This is a genomic window from Streptomyces sp. NPDC092296, from assembly GCF_044755465.1.
In the GTDB taxonomy this organism is placed as follows: Bacteria; Actinomycetota; Actinomycetes; order Streptomycetales; family Streptomycetaceae; genus Peterkaempfera.
Map to the genome: position 1 here is coordinate 186,182 of NZ_JBIVRB010000010.1, position 20,649 is coordinate 206,830.

At 74.4% G+C, this 20,649-nt stretch carries 18 protein-coding genes and 1 rRNA gene; 15 read left to right on the forward strand and 4 right to left on the reverse strand.

All coding sequences use genetic code 11. The features are described from left to right. Positions 1-74 precede the first annotated feature (74 nt). Complete coding sequence (locus ACIQGZ_RS21505; RefSeq protein WP_402603988.1) at positions 75-941, forward strand: thioesterase family protein; 867 nt, start codon at positions 75-77, stop codon at positions 939-941. Between the two features lie 90 nt (positions 942-1,031). Here ACIQGZ_RS21505 and ACIQGZ_RS21510 read toward each other — a convergent pair whose 3' ends face one another. Continuing rightward, entirely contained in the window at positions 1,032-1,334 is a 303-nt protein-coding gene (locus ACIQGZ_RS21510) for a trypco2 family protein (RefSeq protein WP_402603990.1), read from the reverse strand. Between the two features lie 75 nt (positions 1,335-1,409). Here ACIQGZ_RS21510 and ACIQGZ_RS21515 point away from each other — a divergent pair, with 75 nt between their 5' ends. From ACIQGZ_RS21515 to ACIQGZ_RS21535, 5 genes are all read left to right on the forward strand, one after another. Further along, entirely contained in the window at positions 1,410-3,122 is a 1,713-nt protein-coding gene (locus tag ACIQGZ_RS21515; protein ID WP_402603992.1) for a trypsin-like peptidase domain-containing protein, read from the forward strand. Further along, a complete protein-coding gene (locus ACIQGZ_RS21520) occupies positions 3,119-5,398 on the forward strand; it encodes a tetratricopeptide repeat protein (protein WP_402603995.1) in 2,280 nt (759 codons plus the stop codon). The genes ACIQGZ_RS21515 and ACIQGZ_RS21520 overlap by 4 nt, the downstream gene beginning before the upstream one ends. 102 nt (positions 5,399-5,500) lie before the next feature. After that, on the forward strand, positions 5,501-7,108 hold the full coding sequence (locus ACIQGZ_RS21525; RefSeq protein WP_402603997.1) for a VWA domain-containing protein: 1,608 nt from the start codon (positions 5,501-5,503) through the stop codon (positions 7,106-7,108). Beyond that, positions 7,105-8,091 carry a hypothetical protein gene (locus ACIQGZ_RS21530; RefSeq protein WP_402603999.1) on the forward strand — a complete coding sequence of 329 codons (987 nt, stop codon included), beginning with the start codon at positions 7,105-7,107 and terminating at the stop codon, positions 8,089-8,091. Before ACIQGZ_RS21525 ends, ACIQGZ_RS21530 begins: the two co-directional genes overlap by 4 nt. Next, positions 8,088-9,410, forward strand: coding sequence for an extracellular solute-binding protein (locus ACIQGZ_RS21535; RefSeq protein ID WP_402604002.1), 1,323 nt, complete (start codon positions 8,088-8,090; stop codon positions 9,408-9,410). The genes ACIQGZ_RS21530 and ACIQGZ_RS21535 overlap by 4 nt, the downstream gene beginning before the upstream one ends. Before the next feature lie 29 nt (positions 9,411-9,439). On the opposite strand, the gene ACIQGZ_RS21540 is transcribed toward ACIQGZ_RS21535, so the two are convergent. After that, the gene (locus ACIQGZ_RS21540) at positions 9,440-10,270 is read right to left on the reverse strand and encodes a hypothetical protein (RefSeq protein ID WP_402604004.1); all 831 of its coding nucleotides are present in this window, start codon (positions 10,268-10,270) and stop codon (positions 9,440-9,442) included. Positions 10,271-10,479: 209 nt separating this feature from the next. On the opposite strand from ACIQGZ_RS21540, the gene ACIQGZ_RS21545 reads away from it, so the two are divergent. The 6 genes from ACIQGZ_RS21545 (at position 10,480) to ACIQGZ_RS21570 (ending at position 16,329) form a co-directional block, all read left to right on the forward strand. Further along, positions 10,480-11,271, forward strand: a complete 792-nt coding sequence (locus ACIQGZ_RS21545) for an ABC transporter ATP-binding protein (protein WP_402604006.1) — start codon at positions 10,480-10,482, stop codon at positions 11,269-11,271. 108 nt (positions 11,272-11,379) lie between these two features. Next, the gene (locus tag ACIQGZ_RS21550; protein ID WP_402604009.1) at positions 11,380-11,802 is read left to right on the forward strand and encodes an NfeD family protein; all 423 of its coding nucleotides are present in this window, start codon (positions 11,380-11,382) and stop codon (positions 11,800-11,802) included. A 9-nt stretch (positions 11,803-11,811) separates the two neighbouring features. Next, positions 11,812-12,801, forward strand: coding sequence for an SPFH domain-containing protein (locus ACIQGZ_RS21555; RefSeq protein ID WP_402604011.1), 990 nt, complete (start codon positions 11,812-11,814; stop codon positions 12,799-12,801). A gap of 187 nt (positions 12,802-12,988) precedes the next feature. Then, a complete protein-coding gene (locus ACIQGZ_RS21560) occupies positions 12,989-13,759 on the forward strand; it encodes a sulfite exporter TauE/SafE family protein (protein WP_402604012.1) in 771 nt (256 codons plus the stop codon). Between the two features lie 148 nt (positions 13,760-13,907). Next, entirely contained in the window at positions 13,908-14,207 is a 300-nt protein-coding gene (locus tag ACIQGZ_RS21565) for a 4a-hydroxytetrahydrobiopterin dehydratase (protein ID WP_402604015.1), read from the forward strand. Between the two features lie 97 nt (positions 14,208-14,304). After that, positions 14,305-16,329 carry a PQQ-binding-like beta-propeller repeat protein gene (locus ACIQGZ_RS21570; protein WP_402604017.1) on the forward strand — a complete coding sequence of 675 codons (2,025 nt, stop codon included), beginning with the start codon at positions 14,305-14,307 and terminating at the stop codon, positions 16,327-16,329. A 60-nt stretch (positions 16,330-16,389) separates the two neighbouring features. Here the strand turns inward: ACIQGZ_RS21570 and ACIQGZ_RS21575 are convergent, their stop codons facing one another. Both ACIQGZ_RS21575 and ACIQGZ_RS21580 read right to left on the reverse strand, forming a co-directional pair. Then, positions 16,390-16,899 carry an HNH endonuclease gene (locus ACIQGZ_RS21575; protein WP_402604019.1) on the reverse strand — a complete coding sequence of 170 codons (510 nt, stop codon included), beginning with the start codon at positions 16,897-16,899 and terminating at the stop codon, positions 16,390-16,392. 188 nt (positions 16,900-17,087) lie between these two features. Then, positions 17,088-17,618 (reverse strand): YbhB/YbcL family Raf kinase inhibitor-like protein, encoded by a 531-nt coding sequence (locus ACIQGZ_RS21580; RefSeq protein WP_402604021.1) that lies wholly within the window; start codon positions 17,616-17,618, stop codon positions 17,088-17,090. A gap of 119 nt (positions 17,619-17,737) precedes the next feature. Between ACIQGZ_RS21580 and ACIQGZ_RS21585 the strand changes: the two genes are divergently transcribed. From ACIQGZ_RS21585 to ACIQGZ_RS21595, 3 genes are all read left to right on the forward strand, one after another. Then, positions 17,738-18,388, forward strand: coding sequence for a DNA-3-methyladenine glycosylase (locus ACIQGZ_RS21585; RefSeq protein WP_402604023.1), 651 nt, complete (start codon positions 17,738-17,740; stop codon positions 18,386-18,388). A 170-nt stretch (positions 18,389-18,558) separates the two neighbouring features. After that, a complete protein-coding gene (tyrS, locus tag ACIQGZ_RS21590) occupies positions 18,559-19,827 on the forward strand; it encodes a tyrosine--tRNA ligase (protein WP_402604026.1) in 1,269 nt (422 codons plus the stop codon). 554 nt (positions 19,828-20,381) lie between these two features. Beyond that, positions 20,382-20,649: ribosomal RNA gene (locus ACIQGZ_RS21595) — 16S ribosomal RNA — on the forward strand; the annotation flags it as partial.

Below are 20,649 nucleotides of genomic sequence, written 5' to 3' on the forward strand. Positions count from 1 at the left end.
GGTGCGGGGGCTCCGGGCGTTTCGGGTCCGGGTGGGGGTGGAACGATCATCTACCCGCGAGTAACATGCCGTCCATGACCGTCGCCGACACCACCGCCCGCCCCCTGGACACCGAGTTCGACCGGGGCACCGCCGTCACCGAGGACCCTGCGGAACCCGGCGTCCACCACGCCGAACTCGACGGCGGCTGGCGGATCGGCGGCGGCATCAACGGCGGCCTGCTGCTCGCCACCGCCGCCCGCGCCCTCTCCCGCGAGCTGGGCACCGCCGCCGGCCACACCGACCCGTACGCCATCAGCGGCTACTACCTCTCCGCCTCCCGGCCCGGACCCGCCACCCTGCGTACCGAGGTGGTCCGCCGGGGGCGCACCCTCTCCACCGGCCAGGTCTCCCTCAGCCAGCCCGGTCCGGACGGGATCGAGGTCGAGCGGCTGCGCGTCCTGGGCAGCTACGGCGACCTCGACGCCCAGCACGCGGACGTCCGCACCTCCGCCACCCCGCCCGAGCTGCCCCCGCCGGACCGCTGCATCTCCACCGACCAGGCGCCGCCCGAGTTCCTGGCCCAGGCCGATCTGCTGCACCGGCTGGACCTGCGGCTCGACCCCGCCTGCGTCGGCTGGGCCCTCGGCGCGCCCTCCGGCAACGGCGTCATCCGGGGCTGGCTCCGCCTGGCCGACGGCCGCGAACCCGACCCGCTGATGCTGCTGCTCGCCGCCGACGCGCTGCCGCCGGTCACCTTCGACCTGGGGCTGTTCGGCTGGACGCCCACCCTGGAGCTCACCGTCCACGTCCGCGCCAAGCCCGCGCCGGGGTGGCTGCTGCTCAGCCACGCCACCCGCAACCTGGCCGGCGGCTACCTGGAGGAGGACGCCGAGGTCTGGGACTCCACCGGCCGCCTCGTCGCCCAGTCCCGCCAACTCGCCGCTGCGCCCCGGCCCTGAACCGGCCCTGAACCAGCCCTGAACCGGGGGCGCGGGGAACTGTGCTCCCCCCGCCCCCTCCGGGCTTCCCGGGCACGCGGAGCCCGCCGGTCAGGGCTGGCGGCGGCCGACCTGGGCGGTGCGTCCCTCGTGCTTGGGCTGGAGCTCGACCTGGATGCGGTGTGTGGTGTCCCGCCCGGCGGAGCCGCCCAGTTCGGCGGTGACCACGCCGATCCGCAGGCCCCCGCTGCCCGACCCGGTCCGGTGCACCTGGACCGCGAACTCCAGGCTGACCTTCTCCACGGCGAAGGTCAGCGCATGCCCCTGCCCGTCCAGCCGAGCCTGCTCCAGCTCGCCGCGCACCTGCCGGATCACCTCCGCCAGCCCCACGAAGTCCTCGCCCTTGGCGCCCATTTCGCGTACCCCCGTCCGGATCTCCCGCCGCAGGAGTCTACGGCGGCGGGCACGTCGTGCGTATGCTTTCCAGCCATGGGGGACAGGACCGAACGCCCCGTCAATTCACCTGAGCCCGAGGAGAGTTGGCGAGCACGCATCCTGGCGGAGGACGGGGCGATCCTGGGGGCGGGCATTCTGCTGGGTACGGAGACCGTGCTGACCTGTGCCCATGTCGTCCCCGAGGGCCAGGGCGTGCTGGTCGACCTGGAGGGCGCCCCCGACGGCCGAACGGTCCCGGCCCGGGTGGTCGAGGGCTGCTGGATTCCGGAGACCACCGACTCGCACGGCGAGCCCAGCGGCGATGTGGCCCTGCTGACCCTGCGGACCGCGCAGCCCGCCGGGCGCGGCGCGACATTCCACCGGGTGTCACCGTCCTGGCATCGCACCGTGCACATGTACGGCTACCCGGAGTGGCTGGACTGGGGGGTGTGGTTCCGAGCCCGCCTCGCCGGGCGGTGCGGCCTCGACGGGCGGGTGCAGATGTTCCCGGCGACCCCGGAGGAGGCCGTCCGCCCCGGCTTCAGCGGCGCGGCGGTCACCGACGACCTGAGCGGCCAGGTCATCGGCATGGTGGTCAGCCGCTACCGGGACGAGGACGGCCTGCGGCTCTCGTACATGATCCCCACCGAGACCGTGCTGCGGCATCTGCCCCGGGTGCGGGCGTGGGTGTCCGGCGGTTCGGCCGTCGACCTCAGCCTGGTCTCCGGCAGCGTCGAGGAGGTGCTGGACGCCCCCTTCGCGGAGCGGCTCGTCCACTGGCTGGACGGCACCGACCCCGCCGAGGTGAAGATCAGCACCGTACTCCCCGGCGACCAGCACCGCGCCCGTACGCTCCAGCGCGCCATCACCCTCGCGGACCGCGAACTGGCCGGCCGGGGCGCCGACCCGCCGAGCGCTGCGGCGCCGCCCGCCACCGTGCCGCCGGTCGGCAGCCTGGACCTGGCCATCGACGCCGCCGGGCGCAGCGCCGCCTACGTTGCGGAGCGGGTCGCCGAGCGGCTGGGGCTGGGCCTGGCCGGCAGTGACGGCGAAGCCGGCACCACCGACCCGCTGGCCCGCCTCCGGGACGCCGAGATCCCGCTCACCGCCGTGGTCGACGGCGTGGACGAGGCCGCGGAACCCGCCGCCCTGGTCGACCTGCTGGGCCTGCTCGCCGAACGGGGCTGCCGCCTGCTGCTGGTCTTCCACACCCCGGACTCCCCGAGCCGCCGCCGGGCCGAGCACGAGATCGCCGCCCGCCCCCGGATCACCCGGCTGGCCGCGCTGCTGGACGAGATCACCGTCCGCAGGCAGCAGCGGCTGCGCGAACTGCACCTCCTGGTCACGGCCGACCTCCGGCAGGCCACCACCGCCCTCACCCGCGCGCATGCGCTGCGCAGCCACCTCGCCGCGCTGCGCGCCCCCGGCGCGGGCAGCGGACCGCCGCCGCTGCCGACCCCGGCCGAGCTGGCCGCCTTCGAGCGCACCGCCGAGCTGGCCCGCGACCAGGTCGAGCGGGCCGTCGCCCGACTGGAGGCGCTGGTCGCCCGCCGCGACGTACTGCGCGGCCGGCTGATCCCGTTCCAGGCCATGCTGGCCGCGCACCGCGCGCTGGAGGACACCGCCGTCGCCCCCCACTACCGCCGGGCCCACGACAGCCTGTGGCAGGCGCCGTGCGACCTGGCGGTGGCGGAGGAGGCGGTGGCCCGGTACATCGAGGCGGTCGTGCGGCGGACCGGCGGTACCCCCGGGGAGGCGGCGCCATGACGACACCCTGCAACCGGCCCGGCTGCGGCGGCCGCATCGCCGCCACCGGCTACTGCGACGAGTGCGGCCGCAGCCCCGCCCCGCCCGAACCCCCGGCGCCCGCGCCCCGGCCCGCCCCGCCGGCCACCCCGCCGTCGCTGCGCTCCGGCCCGCAGACCCCGACCCCGTCCACGCTGGCCGGCTGGTCGGCGGGCGGCGGGCTGCCGTCCCTCCCGTTCGTGGGGCTGCCCGACCCGTCGGCGCTGGTCATCTCCGACCCCGGTCCGCCGCCGGGCGGCCGCCGCTGCGGCAAGGACGGCTGCCGGGAGACCGTCGGCATCGGCTACGGCGGGCGGCCGGCCCCGAGCCGGGGCTTCTGCCCGAACTGCGGCACCCCGTACGACTTCTCGCCGCAGCTGCGGCCCGGTGACCGGCTGGACGACCACTACGAGGTGATCGGCCCGCTGGCGCACGGCGGCCTCGGCTGGATCTACCTGGCCCGCGACATCCGGCTCGAAGGCCACTTCGTGGCGCTCAAGGGGCTGATCAACGCCAATGACGCCGCCGCCCGGCGGCAGGCCGAGGAGGAGCGCCGCCACCTGGTCGCGCTGGACCACCCGGACGTGGTGCGGATCATCAGCTTCGCCACCCACCACAGCTCCGACCCGGACTCCCGACCCACCGACGCCGCCTCGACCGACTACATCGTCATGGAGTTCGTCGGCGGCCGGTCGCTGCGCCAGCTGACCGACCCCGAGGAGCAGCAGCGGATGCTCGGCGGCCCGCTGCAACTGGAGCACGTCGTCGGCTACGGCTGCCGCATCCTGGGCGCCCTGGAGCATCTGCACCGCCGTGGCCTGCTGTACTGCGACATGAAGCCCGACAACGTCATCCACCACGGCGACCGGGTGAAGGTCATCGACCTCGGGGCGGTGCGCCGCGCCGACGACCGGGAGTCCCCGCTGGTCAGCACCCCGTACTACGCACCGCCCGGCGACGAGCGGACCGCCGCCGGGTGGACCGAGGCGTCCGACCTCCACACGGTCGGCGCCACGCTGCGCGAGCTGTCCAACGCCGCCGCCCGCCCGGCCGGCGGCCTGAGCCGGATCTCCTTCCTGCGGGTCGTGCAGCGGGCCACCCACCCCGACCCCCGGGCCCGGTTCGGCACCGCCGCGCAGATGGCCCGCCAGCTCTGGGGCGTGCTGCGCGAACTCCGCTCGCTGGACACCGGCCAGGAGCACCCCGAGCCGTCCGTGGTGTTCGCCCCGACCGCCCTGCTGCTCGACGCCGGTCTGGGCGCCGTCCCGCCGCTGTCCCGCTGGATCGACCACCCGGACGGCCTGCCGGAGCCCGACCTCGGCCGCCCCACCGCCGCCCAGGTCGCGACCGGACTGCCGGTACCGCTGCCCGACCCCGACGACCCGGCGGCGGCCCTGGTCACCACCCCCACCCAGGTCGGCTGGCGGCGGCTGGTCGAACAGCTCGCCGCCCAGCGCCCCCGTACGGTGGAGACCGCCCTCTACGCCTGCCGGACGCTGCTCCAGCACGACCCGGCGGCCGCCGGGAGCTGGCTCACCCGCGGGGTCGGCCTGCTCGGCGGCGAGGAGGCCGCCGCCCACGACTGGCGGATCGGCTGGCACCGCGCACTGCTGGCCCTCGCCGGGGACGACGTCCCGGCCGCCGAACGGCACCTGGACGCGGTCTACAGCGCGCTGCCCGGTGAGCACGCCCCCAAGCTCGCCCTCGGCTACTGCGCCGAGCGGCGCGGCGACGCGGAGTCCGCCGCCCGGTTCTACGAGGCGGTGTGGCGCTGCGACCACGCGCAGGGCAGCGCCGCCTTCGGCCTGGCCCGCATCCACCTGGGGCGCGGCGAGCCCGCCCGCGCCGTGGAGGTGCTGGACGGCGTGCCGCAGGTCTCCCGGCACCATGACGCCGCCCGGATCGCGGCCGTCCGCATCCACGCCGGGCGCACCCCCGGCGGCCCGCCCACCGAGGACGGCCTGCGCGAGGCGGTCCGCCGACTGCCCGGCCTCTATCTGGACGAGGGCGACCGGGCCGGCCGGGCCAGGGCCAGGCTGACGGCGGAGGTCCGCGAGGCCGCGCTGGACTGGCTGACCGGCGGTGCGCGGGCCGCCCTCGACGGCGGCCCGCTGCTCGGCGCGCCGCCCACCGAGGCCGGGCTGCGCGACCTGCTGGAGAAGTCGCTGCGGGAGCTGGCCGAGCAGGCCCGCACCGCAGCCGACCACGGAGTGCTGACCGACCGGGCCAACGCGGTACGGCCCATGACCTTCACCTGACGGACCCGCCCGCCCCCATTCGTACCTGCCCGTACCCGCCCACCCGTCCCGCCCGGACCCGGACCCGGACCCAGACCCAGACCCAGACCCGAGGGGAAGCCGATGAGCGCAGCGGACGGCCGCGAACCCGGCGGCCCGACCGTCACCCTGACCATCAGCCAGGACAAGTACCTCCCCGCCGGACCCGGCAGCGGCGAGGTGCAGGCCGTCCTCACCGTCACCACCGGCGGCCTGCGCGCCGCCCCCGAGGCCGCCGCCGAAGTCCTCGTCGTGGACTGCTCCGGCTCCATGGGCTGGCCCCGCTCCAAGATCGAGGCGGCCCGCGAGGCCACCACCGCCGCCATCGGCCTGCTGCGCGACGGCACCCGCTTCGCCGTCGTGGAGGGCACCGACCGCGCCCGCACCGTCTACCCACCCACCGGCTACCCGACCACCGCCCACCCGCCCACCGCCCACCCGACCACCGACGCCCTCGCGGTGGCCGGACCCGACACCCGCGCCGAGGCGATCACCCGCGTCCGCCGGCTCAACCCCGGCGGCGGCACCGCCATCGGCAGCTGGCTCACCCTGGCCCGCGAGCTGCTCGACCAGCGGCCCGCCGCGCTGCGGCACGTGCTGCTGCTCACCGACGGCAAGAACGAGACCGAGAGCCCCGGCCGGCTGGCCCAGGTGCTCGACGCCTGCGAGGGCCACTTCACCTGCGACGCCCGGGGCATCGGCGACGGCTGGGACGCCCAGGAGCTGCACCGGATCGCCACCCGGCTGCACGGCACCGCCGACGTCGTCCTGCGCGACGCCGACCTGACCGCCGACTTCACCGCCGCCATGCGCATCGCCACCGCCCGCGCCCTCCCCGAGCTGCGCATCCGCCTCACCCGGCTGCCCGGCACCACCGTCCGCTACCTCAAGCAGGTCTTCCCCGCCGAGCTCGACCTCACCGCCGACGGCCGGCCGGTGGACGACCGCAGCACCGAGTTCACCACCCGCGCCTGGGGCAACGAGATCCGCCAGTACCAGGTCTGCCTGGCCGCCGACCCCACCCACCGCCCCCGGGGCGAGGACCTCCAGATCGCCGTGGCCGAACTGGCCGCCGCCGACCCGCTGCCCCTCCCCGCCCCGGTCCCGGTCCTCGTCCACTGGACCGACGGCCACCAGCCCTCCACCGGCCTCAACCCGGTGGTCAGCCACTTCGGCGACTACGGCGAACTCGGCCGCGCCGCAGCCGCCGCCTACCAGGCCCACCAGACGCGCGACCTGCCCGCCGCCGAAGCCGCCCTCGACCGGGTGCTGCGCCTGGCCCACCTGCTGGACGACCGGGCGATGCTGGAACTCCTGGCCCACCTGCTGCGCTCCACCGACCCGGCCGCCGGCCCGGCCCGGCTCAGGCAGCGGTACGACGAACGCCACTTCGGCCGGCTGCTGCTGCTCAGCAGCCGCTCCACCCGGATGTCCGACGACGGCCTACCGCAGGCCGCCCCCTCCGAACCGCCCGGCCCAAACCACAAATGCCCCGACCACAACTGTCCAGACCGCAACTGTCCAGACCGCAACTGCCCAGACCGCATCTGCCCCCGCTGCGCCGCCCCGGCCCCGCCCGGCGCCCGCTTCTGCCCGGACTGCGGCCGCCCCATGGACGGGGACCCCCGAGGCGGGGACCCCCGAGGCGGGGACACCGGAGACGGGGACACCGGAGACGGGAACCCGAGATGAGTAGGGAATCCGAGACGAGCAGCACCCGCCGCTCCCTGGTCCGCCGCCTCGCCGCCCTGCTCGCCCTCACCTGCGCCGGAGTGCTGGCCCTGCTCACCGCGTACGCCGGCGTCCACAGCCCGTCCGGCGCGCTGCGCACCGCCACCGCCCCCGCGATGCTCGACGTAGCGGCCGCGCAGACCGCCCTGGAGCTGGCCGACAGTGCGGCCGACAGCAGCCTGACCTCCGACCGCGCCGGACTGGCCGGCACCGGCGAGGAGTACCGCACCCAGATCTCGGCGGCCAACCAGAGCCTGGCCCGCGCCGCCGAGAGCCATGTCGCGGGCGACTCCGGCCGGCAGACCCTGCAGACGGTGGCCGGCCTGGTGACCGCCTACACCGGCTGGATCGAGCAGGCCGACCGCTGGCAGGACCAGCCGGTGCTGCGCGACGCGTACCTGGCGTACGCCGGCAGCATGCTGCGCGACGACGGCGGCGTACTGGCCCGACTCACCGCGCTCCAGGCCGAGCAGCGCCAGGTGCTGCGCCGGCAGGTCTCCTTCGGCGCCTGGCAGTGGCTCTGCTGGTCCGTCGCGCTGGCGCTGCTCCTGGCGCTGGCCTGGCTGCTGGTCGACACCCAGCGCTATCTTCGGCGCCGCTTCCGGCGCCGGTTCAACCCCTGGCTGGCGGGCGCCTGCGTGCTGCTGCTCGCCCTGCTGCCGCTCGCCGTGTTCTCGGCGCAGACCCACGGCGGCATGGAGCGCTGCGAGCAGCACCTGACCGCTGTCGTCGACCAGCAGCAGCGGCCCGGCACCGGGCACACCGCCGCCGTCCGGGCGGGCCAGAAGATCCGGGACACCGCGGAGAAGGTGGGCGAGGACATGAGCGGCACCCGCTGGCGAGGCGCCCTGATCGGCTGGATACCCGTGGCCGGACTGCTGATCGGCGCCCTGGCCGTACGCGGACTGCAACCCCGCATCGCCGAGTACCGGTTCCGCCGATGAACCGCCCCCGGCCCGTCACCCTGGTCGTCCTCGGCCTCTGCCTCACCCTGGCCGCCGCCCTCGCCGTCGCCCTGCACGCCCGCTCGGCACCCGGCCGGGTGAGCGTCCTCGCCTCCTGGACCGGCGACGAGGAGCAGGCGTTCCGCGGCGTCCTGGCCGCCTTCACCGCCGACACCGGCATCGGCGTCGACTACCAGGGCACCACCGCCGAGCGCGAGGTGCTGCTCGCCGAGGTCCAGGCCGGCACCGCCCCCGATATCGCGGTGCTCCCCGGCCCCGGCGAGCTGGCCGAGTACGCGGTCCAGGGCTATCTGCGGCCGCTGGGCCAGGTGATCGGCCCGGCGCAGCAGCGCGCCTACGGCGACCCCTGGATGACCCGGCTGGACGTCGGCGGCCACCGCGACCTGTACTGGGTGCCCGTCAAGGCCGACCTGAAGAGCCTGGTCTGGTACGACACCCAGCGCTTCCCCGGGCAGCCCGCCGACCAGCTGCCCGCCCTCGCCGCGCTCGCCGCGAAGGGCGGCCAGTGGTGCGTCGGCCTGGGCGGCGGCGCCACCTCCGGCTGGCCCGGCACCGACTGGATCGAGGACATCCTGCTCCAGCAGGCCGGCCGGGACACCTACCAGGCATGGGCCACCGGCACCCCGGGCAGCTGGCGGACCGCCCGGATGCGGCACGCCTGGCAGACCTGGCGCACCATGCTGACCGGCAGCAGCCCCGCCCACCTGCTCGGCACCGCCTACCAGGACGCCCACCAGGGCATGTTCACCCGGAAGCCGAGCTGCGCGCTGGAGCACCAGGCGTCCTTCATCCGCAGCCTCTACCCCAGGCAGCGCGGCGGCCCCGCCACCCGGGCCGGCTTCGTGCCTTCTGCCGGCCTCATCCCGGGCGCCGGCCTCATCCCGGGCGCCGACCGGACCACCGGCGCCCATGAGGTCTCCGGCGACCTGGCCGGGATGTTCCGCGACACCCCCGAAGCCCGCAGACTGATGGCCTACCTCGCCTCCGGTGCCGCCCAGCAGGCCTGGGCCGAGCGCACCGCCCCGGCCGCCCGGCCGCTGTCCGTCAACCGGGACGTACCCCCGAGCGTCTACCAGGACGACCCGGTCACCGACCTGGTCGCCGCCACCCTGCGCGGCCCCGGCACCCGGTGCTACGACGCCTCCGACGCCATGCCCCCGGCCATGCGCGACGCCTTCCAGCACGCCGTGCTGGAGTACCTGGCCGGCGCCCAGCAGCTGGACCCGCTGCTCACCCAGCTGGAACAGGTCCGCGCCGCCGTACCCCCCGCGGAATGGCTCCCGTCCGTCTGCGGCTGACCCCGCCCGCCATCAGACCCCGCCCGCCGTCAGTACCCGCCCTCGGCCGCCCGCTCGTCCACCGCCGCGTTGTACGCCGCCACCTGCGCCCGCCGGGCCGTACGCTCCAGCGGCCGCAGCGCCGCAGCTCGGGCCGCCATCTCCGACGCGCTGACCGCAGCCCCCCGCCCGCCCGACGCGATGGCCAGCAGCGCCGAGATCCGCTGCGCCGACTCCAGCACCCGCACCGCGCGCTGCGGATAGCCGGGGGCCAGCAGCTCCCGGTGGCCGCGCCTGCGGTACGCCTCCAGCGCCCGCAGCGCCTCCGGCCCGGCGCCGCCCACGTCCAGCCGGGCCAGCACCGCCGTCGCCTCGCGCATCCCCTCCGCCAGCTCCCGCTCCGCCTCGCCCAGCGACGGCACATCGGCCGGCGGTGCCTCCCGTACGGGCGAGCAGCGCCACAGCACCGTCGCCGACCGGTCACCGGGCGGCCCGAACTCCTCGACCTCCGGCACCAGACCCAGCGCCGGACCGCCGGCGGTGAGCACCGCCTGCCCGGCCGCCATCGCCCGGTCGTTGAACTCGGCCGGACCGGTCAGCCCCAGCGGATGCCCCGGCACCGGCAGCGCCAGCCGCAGGCCCGTCACACCCAGCGTGCGCAGCCGCCCGAGCGCCCAGGTCAGCCCGTGCCGCTCCTCCAGACCGTCACCGGGCAGCCCGGTGACCCGATGCGCCTCGTCCCGCCCCACCACGGCCGACGCGACGTCGTCCGGCGGCGCGCAGCCGGACAGCAGGGCGTTGCCCCAGGCGGTCAGCCGCCCGGCGCGGGTCTCCCCGTGCGGGTCCTCGGAGTGCGGGTTTCCGGTCGGAGTGTCGAGCATCCGACCAGCCTACGGACAACCTGGTCATCCGCGTGGCGTAGGTTGGGTCCGTGCTCCGCGCGGCGCGCGCGGCCGACCCCCGCCCACCGGCACGGGGCGGCAGCCCGTCCCGGGGCACGCGATGTCGACACGAGTGGACCGTACCCCTCCGGAGCCGCCCCCCGGGTCCGCGCGGGGAAGGCCGAATCATCATTGGGGAAGGCGTACGGATGAGCGACGTTCTTGAGCTGGTGGACGTATCCGTGGTCCGCGACGGCCGCGCTCTGGTGGAGCAGGTGTCCTGGACGGTGGCCGAGGGGGAGCGATGGGTGATCGTCGGCCCCAACGGGGCGGGCAAGACCACCCTCCTCCAGGTCGCCTCCAGCTATCTCTTCCCGAGCACCGGCAGCGTGCAGATCCTCGGTGAGAAGCTCGGCTCCGTCGACGTCTTCGAGCTGCGCCCCCGGATCGGCATGGCCGGCGCCTCCATGCTCGACAAGCTGCCGCGCCGCCAGACCGTCCTGGAGACGGTGCTGACTGCCGCGTACGGCATGACCGCCCACTGGCGCGAGCAGTACGAGACCACCGACGAGTTCCGCGCGCTGGCCCTGCTGGACCGCCTGGGCATGGCCGACTTCAGCACCCGCCGCTTCGGCACCCTCTCCGAGGGCGAGCGCAAGCGCACCCTGATCGCCCGCGCCCTGATGACCGACCCGGAGCTGCTGCTGCTGGACGAGCCCGCCGCCGGCCTCGACCTCGGCGGCCGCGAGGACCTGGTCCGCCGGCTCGGCGCCCTCGCCCAGGACCCCCAGGCGCCCTCCATGGTGATGGTCACCCACCACGTCGAGGAGATCGCCCCCGGCTTCACCCACGTCCTGATGATCCGCCAGGGCCGGGTGCTGGCCGCCGGACCGATCGACACCGAGCTCACCGCCCGCAACCTCTCGCTCTGCTTCGGCCTGCCGCTCACCCTGGAGCGCCGGGGCGACCGCTGGACCGCCCAGGGGCTGCCGCTCGGCTGACCCCCCGTCATCTGCGGGCTGTCACCGGCGGGTCGCGGTCGGCCGGTTCCTGCCCATCGACCTGCGGAAACTGTTCCGCCTCCGGCCAATGCTCCCTAGGATGGTGCTGTGGACAGCTGGGTATGGTGGCTACTGGCCGCCGTTGGTCTGGGTATTCCGCTGGTGATCACAGCGATGCCCGAGTTCGGGATGTTCGCGGTGGGGGCCGTCGCCACCGCGGTCGCGGCCGGCCTCGGCGCCGGGGTGGTGACCCAGTTCATCGTGTTCATCGCGGTCTCGGTCGCACTGCTCGTCGTGGTGCGTCCGATCGCCTACCGCCACCTCAAGCACGGGCCGACCGTACGGATGGGCATCGAGGCGCTGAAGGGCGCCTCCGCCATCGTCCAGGAGCGGGTCGACGACCAGGACGGCCGGATCAAGCTCAACGGCGAGATCTGGTCCGCCAGGTCGCTCAACCCCGGCACCGCGTACGAACCGGGCCAGCAGGTGGACGTCGTGGAGATCGAGGGCGCGACCGCCCTCGTCGTATAGGAGAGCGCGTTGGAACCCGTCCTTATCGTCCTGATCATCCTGGTGGTGCTGGCCTTCATCGCACTGATCAGGACGATCCAGGTCATCCCGCAGGCCAGCGCCGCGATCGTGGAGCGCTTCGGCCGCTACACCCGCACGCTCAACGCCGGACTCAACATCGTGGTGCCGTTCATCGACACCATCCGCAACCGCATCGACCTGCGCGAGCAGGTGGTGCCCTTCCCGCCGCAGCCGGTGATCACCCAGGACAACCTGGTGGTGAACATCGACACCGTCATCTACTACCAGGTGACCGACCCCCGCGCCGCCACCTACGAGGTCGCCAGCTACATCCAGGCCATCGAGCAGCTCACCGTCACCACGCTGCGCAACATCATCGGCGGCATGGACCTGGAGCGCACCCTGACCTCCCGCGAGGAGATCAACGCGGCGCTGCGCGGCGTGCTGGACGAGGCCACCGGCAAGTGGGGCATCCGCGTCAACCGCGTGGAGCTCAAGGCCATCGAGCCGCCCACCTCCATCCAGGACTCGATGGAGAAGCAGATGCGCGCCGACCGCGACAAGCGCGCCGCCATCCTCACCGCCGAGGGCACCAAGCAGGCCGCCATCCTCACCGCCGAGGGCCAGAAGCAGGCGGCGGTCCTGTCGGCCGAGGGCGAGGCGCAGGCCGCCGTGCTGCGCGCCGACGGCGAGGCGGCCGCCATCCGCACCGTCTTCGAGTCCATCCACGCGGGCAACCCCGACCAGAAGCTGCTCGCCTACCAGTACCTCCAGACGCTGCCCAAGCTCGCCGAGGGCGACGCCAACAAGCTCTGGATCATCCCCAGCGAGATCGGTGACGCCCTCAAGGGCCTCGGCGGCGCCTTCGCCGGCTTCGGCGGCCAGGGCGGTGGCGGCGGCTACCAGGGCGGCCCGACGCCGCCCGCCGACCTGGACAGCGGCGCCGCCCGCCCCCGGGTCGACCCGGCCCGCGAGTACCCCAAGCTCGACCCCGAGTAGCAGCTCGACCCCGAGTAGCAGCGGGCCCCGCGACCGGGCGGGGCGGAGAGCGGCGACCACCGCTCCCCGCCCCGCCCGCGTCGCGTCCCGCCGCGGCGTCCGGATGGCGACCGCTTCCACCCGGGCCCCGTCCGCTCGTGCATGATGGCGGACCACCGGGACCGTACGACGGCGGAAGGACACCGCGATGACCCCCTGGGAGGCCGTGGCGGTCCTCGCCGCAGGCATCGGCGCAGGCACCATCAACACCATCGTCGGCTCCGGCACCCTGCTCACCTTCCCGGTGCTGCTCGCCGTCGGCGTGCCCCCGGTCACCGCCAATGTCTCCAACTCGCTCGGCCTGGTCCCCGGCTCGCTCAGCGGCGCCATCGGCTACCGGCGCGAACTGGCCGGCCAGCGCCCCCGGCTGCTGCGCCTCGGCGCCGCCGCGCTGCTCGGCGGCCTGGTCGGCGCGGTGCTGCTGATCGTGCTGCCGCAGGGCGCCTTCGCCGCCGTCGTCCCGGCGCTGATCCTGCTCGCGGTGGTGCTGGTGGTGCTCCAGCCCCGGGTGGCCAGGGCCGTCGCCGCCCGCCGGGCCCGGGGCGACAGCCGTACCGGGCACCCGCACGGCAGTTGGCCGCTGCTGGTCGGCATCTTCCTCACCGGCGTCTACGGCGGCTACTTCGGCGCCGCGCAGGGCGTGCTGATGCTGGCCCTGATGGGCATGCTGCTGGACGAGGACCTCCAGCGGATCAACGCCTCGAAGAACGTACTGGCCCTGCTGGTCAACGGCGTCGCGGCGGTCTACTTCCTCTTCGTCGCCACCTTCGACTGGACGGCGGTGCTGCTGATCGCGGCCGGCTCGGTGGTCGGCGGGCAGATCGGCGCCCGGGTCGGCCGCCGCCTGCCGCCCGTCGCCATGCGCGCCATCATCGTCGTGGTCGGCCTCGCCGCCGTGGTCAAGCTGCTGCTGGACTGACCGGCCCCGGCCGCCACCCGGGCGGCTGCCACTCGGGCGGCTGCCACTCGGGTGTATGGCGCACTCGGGTGTATGGCGCTCGACGGCCGCGCCGCCGTCTGCCAGGGTCGGAAGCGCAACCACCCGTACCAGCCCCCGGAGCAGCCCCGTGCCCGCAGCAGCCCGGCTCACCGACCCCGAGATCGACGAGCGCCTCGCCGCCCTGCCCGACTGGACCCGTGAGGGCGACGAGATCCGCCGCACCGCCGAGACCGCCGACTTCCCGGCCGCGATCCGGGTCGTGGTCGCCGTCGCGGAGCAGGCGGAGGCGATGGACCACCACCCCGACATCGACATCCGCTGGCGCACCCTGCACTTCGCGCTCAGCACCCACTCGGCGGGCGGCCTGACCACGCTGGACTTCGACCTCGCCGCCCGCATCGACCGGGCCGTCCGAGACGAGGGCTGACGCCCGGTCCGGACCCCCGCGCGGAGGGCAGCCGGGCACCGCTACCGTCCATGAGATGCTGACCGACGGATCATCCAGGCGGGACGGACGGAACTTCATGGCTCAGGAACCTTCCGGCAGCGGCGGGCAGCAGCCCTCGGAGTACGACTACGGGCAGCAGCAGTGGCACCCCGGCCAGGCATCCGCCACCGACAGCGGCCCGGCCGGCGGCTACGAGCCGTACGACAGCGACCGGGACGTCTGGGGCAACCCCGTCCCGCAGCAGCGGGAGCAGTCGTACGAGCCGGACCAGTACGGCGGGCAGCAATACGCCGAGCCCCCGTACGGCCAGGAGCAGTACCAGCCCGAGCAGTACACCCAGCAGCCGTACGACCAAGGCCAGTACGGCGGCCAGTACGGGCAGCAGCAGTACGGGCAGGACCAGTACGGCCAGGCCGCCCAGCCCTACTACGGCGACTACGGCACCCAGGGGTACGACCCGGCGGCCTACGGCGGCCAGGGCTACGACCCCGCCGCCGGGTACGGCCAGGAAGCCGCCTCGCCCTACGGCACCCGGACCGCCTCCTACGCCGGGGACGTCCAGGGCTACCAGGAGTACGCCCCCACCCAGCCGTACGACGCCTACCAGCAGCAGCCCGCCGCCGACACCGCGGCCACCCAGCAGTGGCAGGCCCCCGACTTCGGCGCCCCCGCCCCGCCCGCCGAGCCGCCCGCCGCCGCCCCCCAGCCCGCCCCGGCCGCTTCCCCGGCCGCCGCCCCGCCCGCCGGCTTCGCCGCCCGCGCCCGCGCCGCCCTCACCGGCGGCGGCCACGGCCCCGACCGGCACACCCTGCTGGTCCGCGCCGCCGTCGGCGGCGGCGCCCTGGTCGTGCTGGCCGGCCTCGGCGCCTACGCGACCGGCGGCGGCGGTGCGGGCACCGACACCCAGCAGAGCACCACCGCGCCCGTCCCCGCCCAGTTCGCCGTCGACCACACCAAGGCGTGGTCCGCCGCGCCCGCCGCCGCCGGAGCGGATGACGCCCTGGTCGGCAGCTGGCTGCTGGCCGGCGGCGTGGTCCGCGCCGACGGCACCGGCGTCCACGCCTACGCCACCGCGACCGGCAAGGAGCTGTGGACCCTCCAGCCGCCCCAGTCCGGCGCGGTCCCCTGCGGTATGTCACCCACCGTCGGCGGCAGCGGCATCGGAGCCGTACTGTTCGCCCCCAAGGCGGCCGGCAAGAGCTGCACCCTGCTCTCCGCCGTGGACACCGCCACCGGCAAGCAGAAGTGGACCAAGACCCTCTCCACCGCCAAGGGTGCCTACAGCGCCCGGGTCATGGTCAATGACAGCCGGGTGGTCGCCGTCGGCGACTCCAGGGCCGTCGGCTACGACGCGGCGAGCGGCAAGCAGCAGTGGGAGAACAAGGGGCGCGGCAAGTTCTGCACCCTGTCCGGCACCGGCTCCGGCTCCACGGTGCTGCTGCACAGCAGCTGCGCCGACAGCAGCCCCAAGGAGCAGGCGGTCGCGCTGGACGCGGCCGGCGGCCGGCTGAAGTGGTGGCGCGGCCTCGGCACCCCCAAGACCGTCTCCGTACTCTCCGCCGAACCCGCCGTCCTGCTGACCACCGGCGCCACCGAGGCCGACGACACCATCCGCTCCTGGAACGACAAGGGCGACCCCGGCCCGGTGATCCCGGTCGCCCAGGACGGCGGCAGGCTCGACGTCGGCCACGGCGCGCTGGACCCCGCCCCCAGCGTCTTCTTCAGCAGCACCGCGCTGGCCACCGCCGTGGTGCGCGGCGGCGGCAGCACGGCCGCCAACGGCTCGGTGATCGCCATCGACCTGACCACCGGCAAGCCGCTGTGGAAGGTCACCGCCCGGGAGAAGGGCAAGGTGCAGCCGGTCGGCATCGACGGCGACGCGCTGGTGGTGGCCACCGAGGAGCGCACCGACCAGCCCGCCCACCTCAGCCGGTTCGCCCTGGCCGACGGCGTCGAGTCGGCCGGCGGCGGCTTCCCCAAGGACACCGGCTCGGTGCTCACCTCCGGGCGGGTGCTGACCAGCGACGCCCTGGTGGTCGCCGTGCCGAGCTTCACCTCCGCCTACGGCACGGCCGCCACCGCCTTCCGGGCCGGACACTGACCGCCCGGGGGCGGGTGGCCACCGCCACCCGCCCCCGGCCCCGCTCGGTCGAGTGGCAGCTCAGGCCGACAGCGGCAGCCACCCCGCCCACTCACCCGCGTCGGTACGGCGCAGCCCCAGCGCCAGCATCAGCGACGCCTCCGGCGTCGGCTCGAACGGCTGCCGCAGCACGGCCATCCCCGCCTGCTCCGGTGTCCGGTCCGCCTTGCGCTGGTTGTCCTCGGCGCAGGCGGCCACGGTGTTCAGCCAGCTGTCCGCCCCGCCCCGCGACCGGGGCACCAGGTGGTCGACGGTGGTGGCCCGGCGCCCGCAGTACGCGCACCGGTGCTGGTCCCGCGCCAGCACCCCGCGCCGCGACCACGCCGCCCGTTGTCGGAACGGCACCCGGACGTACCGCCGAAGCCGGATCACCCGGGGCACCGGCAGTTCCACCCCCGTACCCCGCATCACCCGCACCGGGTGCGCCTGCTCCACCACGGCCTTGTCCTGTAGCACCAGCACCACCGCACGCTGCAACGACACCGTGGACAGCGGCTCGTAGCCCGCGTTCAGCACCAGCGTGTTCCGCATCCCGGACCTCCCCAGCCACGCCCGCCGCACGGCGGCGCGGGCTCCACTGTGGAACGGCGGCGGGCCGCGCAACAACGCAATTTCCACCCCCACCGGGGCACCGGGAACGCCGACGGCGCGGCCGGGTGCCCCCGGGGAGGGGACGCCCGACCGCGCCGCGGCGGGTCACCGGCGTGCGGCCGGCCGGCTCACTTCACCTCGTACTCGGCGAGCAGATTCGCCCGCGCCAGGGTGTGGAAGCGCAGGTTGAAGCCGACCACCGCCGGAGTGGCCTCGGCGTCCGGGCCCAGCTTCTCGGCGTCCACCGCGTACACGGTGAACAGGTAGCGGTGCGGGCCGTCACCGGGCGGCGGCGCCGCCCCGCCGAAGTCCCGGCTGCCGTAGTCGTTGCGCACCTGCACCGCGCCCTCGGGCAGCCCGGCGAAGTCGCCGCTGCCAGCGCCGGTCGGCAGCTCGGTCACCGACGCCGGGATGTCGAACACCGTCCAGTGCCAGAAGCCGCTGCCGGTCGGCGCGTCGGGGTCGTAGCAGGTCACCGCGAAGCTGCGGGTCTCCGCCGGGAAGCCCTCCCAGCGCAGCTGCGGCGAGGTGTTCCCACCGCTCAGCACCTGCGCCTCGGGAAGCGTCGCGCCGTCCCGGATGTCGTCGCTGGCCACCGTGAAGGACGGCACCGGCGGGTGGAAGTCGTGCGGGAGCGGCCGCCGCTTGTCCTGGGTCACGTCCGGAACCTCCTCGAAAAGGATCTCGATCCCGCCCACCCTAGCCGCGCCGCCCGCGGCGGCAGAGTCACACCGATCCGGGACCAGCGTGTCCGACCGCTCGGCTACGCTCGGGAGCCATGCCCAGCACGGACTTCACCCGCACCCCGCTGCCCCGGGACTTCTACGACCGGCCCGTGCTGGAGGTCGCCCCCGACCTCCTCGGCCGGACGCTGGTCTGCGACCTCCCGGAGGGCCCGGTCGAGCTGCGCCTCACCGAGGTCGAGGCGTACGACGGCCCCAATGACCCCGGCTCGCACGCCTTCCGGGGCCGCACCGCCCGCAACGCGGTGATGTTCGGCGAACCCGGGCACGTCTACGTCTACTTCACCTACGGCATGCACTACTGCATGAACCTGGTCTGCGGACCGGTCGGCACCGCCTCCGGAGTGCTGCTGCGGGCCGGGGAGGTCGTCGCGGGCACCGACCTGGCCCGCAAGCGCCGCCCCACCGCCCGCAAGGACCGCGAGCTGGCCCAGGGCCCGGCCCGGCTCACCCTGGCCGTGGGCGTCGACCGGACCCTCGACGGCGCCGACGCCTGCCCGGCCGAGCCGGCCGACTCCCCGTTCCGGGTGCTGACCGGCACCCCGCCGCTGCCCGGCCTGGTCCGCAGCGGCCCGCGCACCGGGGTCTCCGGCGACGGCGCCCCCACCCCGTGGCGGTACTGGATCGACGGCGACCCCACGGTCAGCCCGTACCGGGCCCACGTCCCGCGCCGCCGAGCACGCTGAACCCATCCGGTCCCGGACCTCCCGGCCCCGAACCTCCCGGCACCGATGGAAACCGGGTGGCGCCGACCCCGTACCCTCGGAGACGCTGGAAGTGCCGCACCCCGAGCCGGGGCCGCGGCCGCTCCTCCGGACCATCCGGTCGAGCGCCCGACCGAAGGAGACACGAGACCGTGACGGACATCGTCGACGAGCTGCGGTGGCGGGGCCTGATCGCCCTCTCCACCGACGAGGACGCGCTGCGCAAGGCGTTCGCCAACGGCCCGGTCACGGTCTATTGCGGCTTCGACCCGACCGCGCCCAGCCTGCACCTGGGCAACCTGGTGCAGGTGCTGACCGTCAAGCGCCTCCAGCTGGCCGGCAACCGGCCGCTCGGCCTGGTCGGCGGTGCCACCGGCCTGATCGGGGACCCCAAGCCGACCTCCGAGCGCACCCTCAACGACCCCCAGGTCGTCGCGGGCTGGGTGGAGCGGCTGCGCGGGCAGATCGAGCGCTTCCTCGACTTCGACGGGCCGAACGCCGCCCAGATGGTCAACAACCTGGACTGGACGTCGGGGATGTCCGCGATCCAGCTGCTGCGCGACGTCGGCAAATACTTCCGGGTCAACAAGATGATCGCCAAGGAGGCGGTGGCCCGCCGGCTCAACTCCGACGCGGGCATCAGCTACACCGAGTTCAGCTACCAGGTGCTCCAGGGCATGGACTACCTGGAGCTGTACCGGCGCTACGGCTGCACGCTCCAGACCGGCGGCAGCGACCAGTGGGGCAACCTCACGGCCGGTGTGGACCTCATCCACAAGGCCGAGGGCAAGTCGGTGCACGCCCTGGCCACCCCGCTGATCGTCAAGGCGGACGGCACCAAGTTCGGCAAGACCGAGACCGGCACCGTCTGGCTCGACCCCGAGCTGACCTCGCCCTACGCCTTCTACCAGTTCTGGCTGAACGCCGACGACCGCGATATCCCCACCTTCCTGCGGTTCTTCAGCTTCCGCTCCCGCGAGGAGATCGAGGAACTGGAGCGCCTCACCCAGGAGCAGCCGGCCGCTCGGGCCGCCCAGCGCGCCCTGGCGGAGGAGCTGACCACCATGCTGCACGGCGCCGAGCAGCTGGAGCGCGCGGTCGCCGCCTCCAAGGCCCTGTTCGGCCAGGGCGAGCTGGCCGACCTCGACGCGCCCACCCTCGCCGCCGCCGTCGCCGAGCTCCCCACCGCCAAGGTCTCCGAACTCGGCGGCGTGGTCGACCTGCTGGTTGCCACCGGTCTCTCCGCCAGCCGCTCGGCCGCCCGCCGCACGGTCAAGGAGGGCGGCGCCTACCTCAACAACGCCAAGGTGTCCGACGAGGAAGCCACCGCCACCGCGGCCGACCTGCTGCACGGCCGCTGGCTCCTGCTGCGCCGGGGCAAGCGCAACCTCGCCGCAGTGGAGGTCACCCCGGCCGACTGACCGGATCTCGCCTGCTCTGACCAGGCACTTCACCATCGGGGGCACGGATCGAGCCAGATCCGTGCCCCCGATGTTTGACGCCCGGTTGCGGACCGACTAACGTGGAACGAGTCGCCAGAGACGGACGGCATACGGGAAGGGCCCACAGCCCGCCCGCGTCGGCCGGAGCGAAATCCACTGCACCAAACAATTCCGACATCGTTGCGGGCACGTATGCGCCCCACGCGATGTGAGAATTGGCGCGGAAATGCGCTAACGTAGTGGACATCGCGACAAGCGATTCCCCGCCAGCGGGGGTCAGAAAAGCAGCAAGCGGATCTGATAAGCTGGTGAAACCGAAGGGAAGCGCCCGGAGGAGCCTGTGAGAGGGTTCCGAAGGAAGCGTCCGTTCCTTGAGAACTCAACAGCGTGCCAAAAGTCAACGCCAGATATGTTGATACCCCGACGAGACTCTTTCGGGTCTCGTTGAGGTTCCTTTGAAGTAAGACAGCGAGGACGCTGTGCGCGGGTCCGGCTATTCCGCCGGATGCCGCGCCGCTCTCGTGGATGAGACATTCACGGAGAGTTTGATCCTGGCTCAGGACGAACGCTGGCGGCGTGCTTAACACATGCAAGTCGAACGGTGAAGCCCTTCGGGGTGGATCAGTGGCGAACGGGTGAGTAACACGTGGGCAATCTGCCCTGCACTCTGGGACAACACCGGGAAACCGGTGCTAATACCGGATACGACGTACCTCCGCATGGGGTGTGCGTGGAAAGCTCCGGCGGTGCAGGATGAGCCCGCGGCCTATCAGCTTGTTGGTGGGGTGATGGCCTACCAAG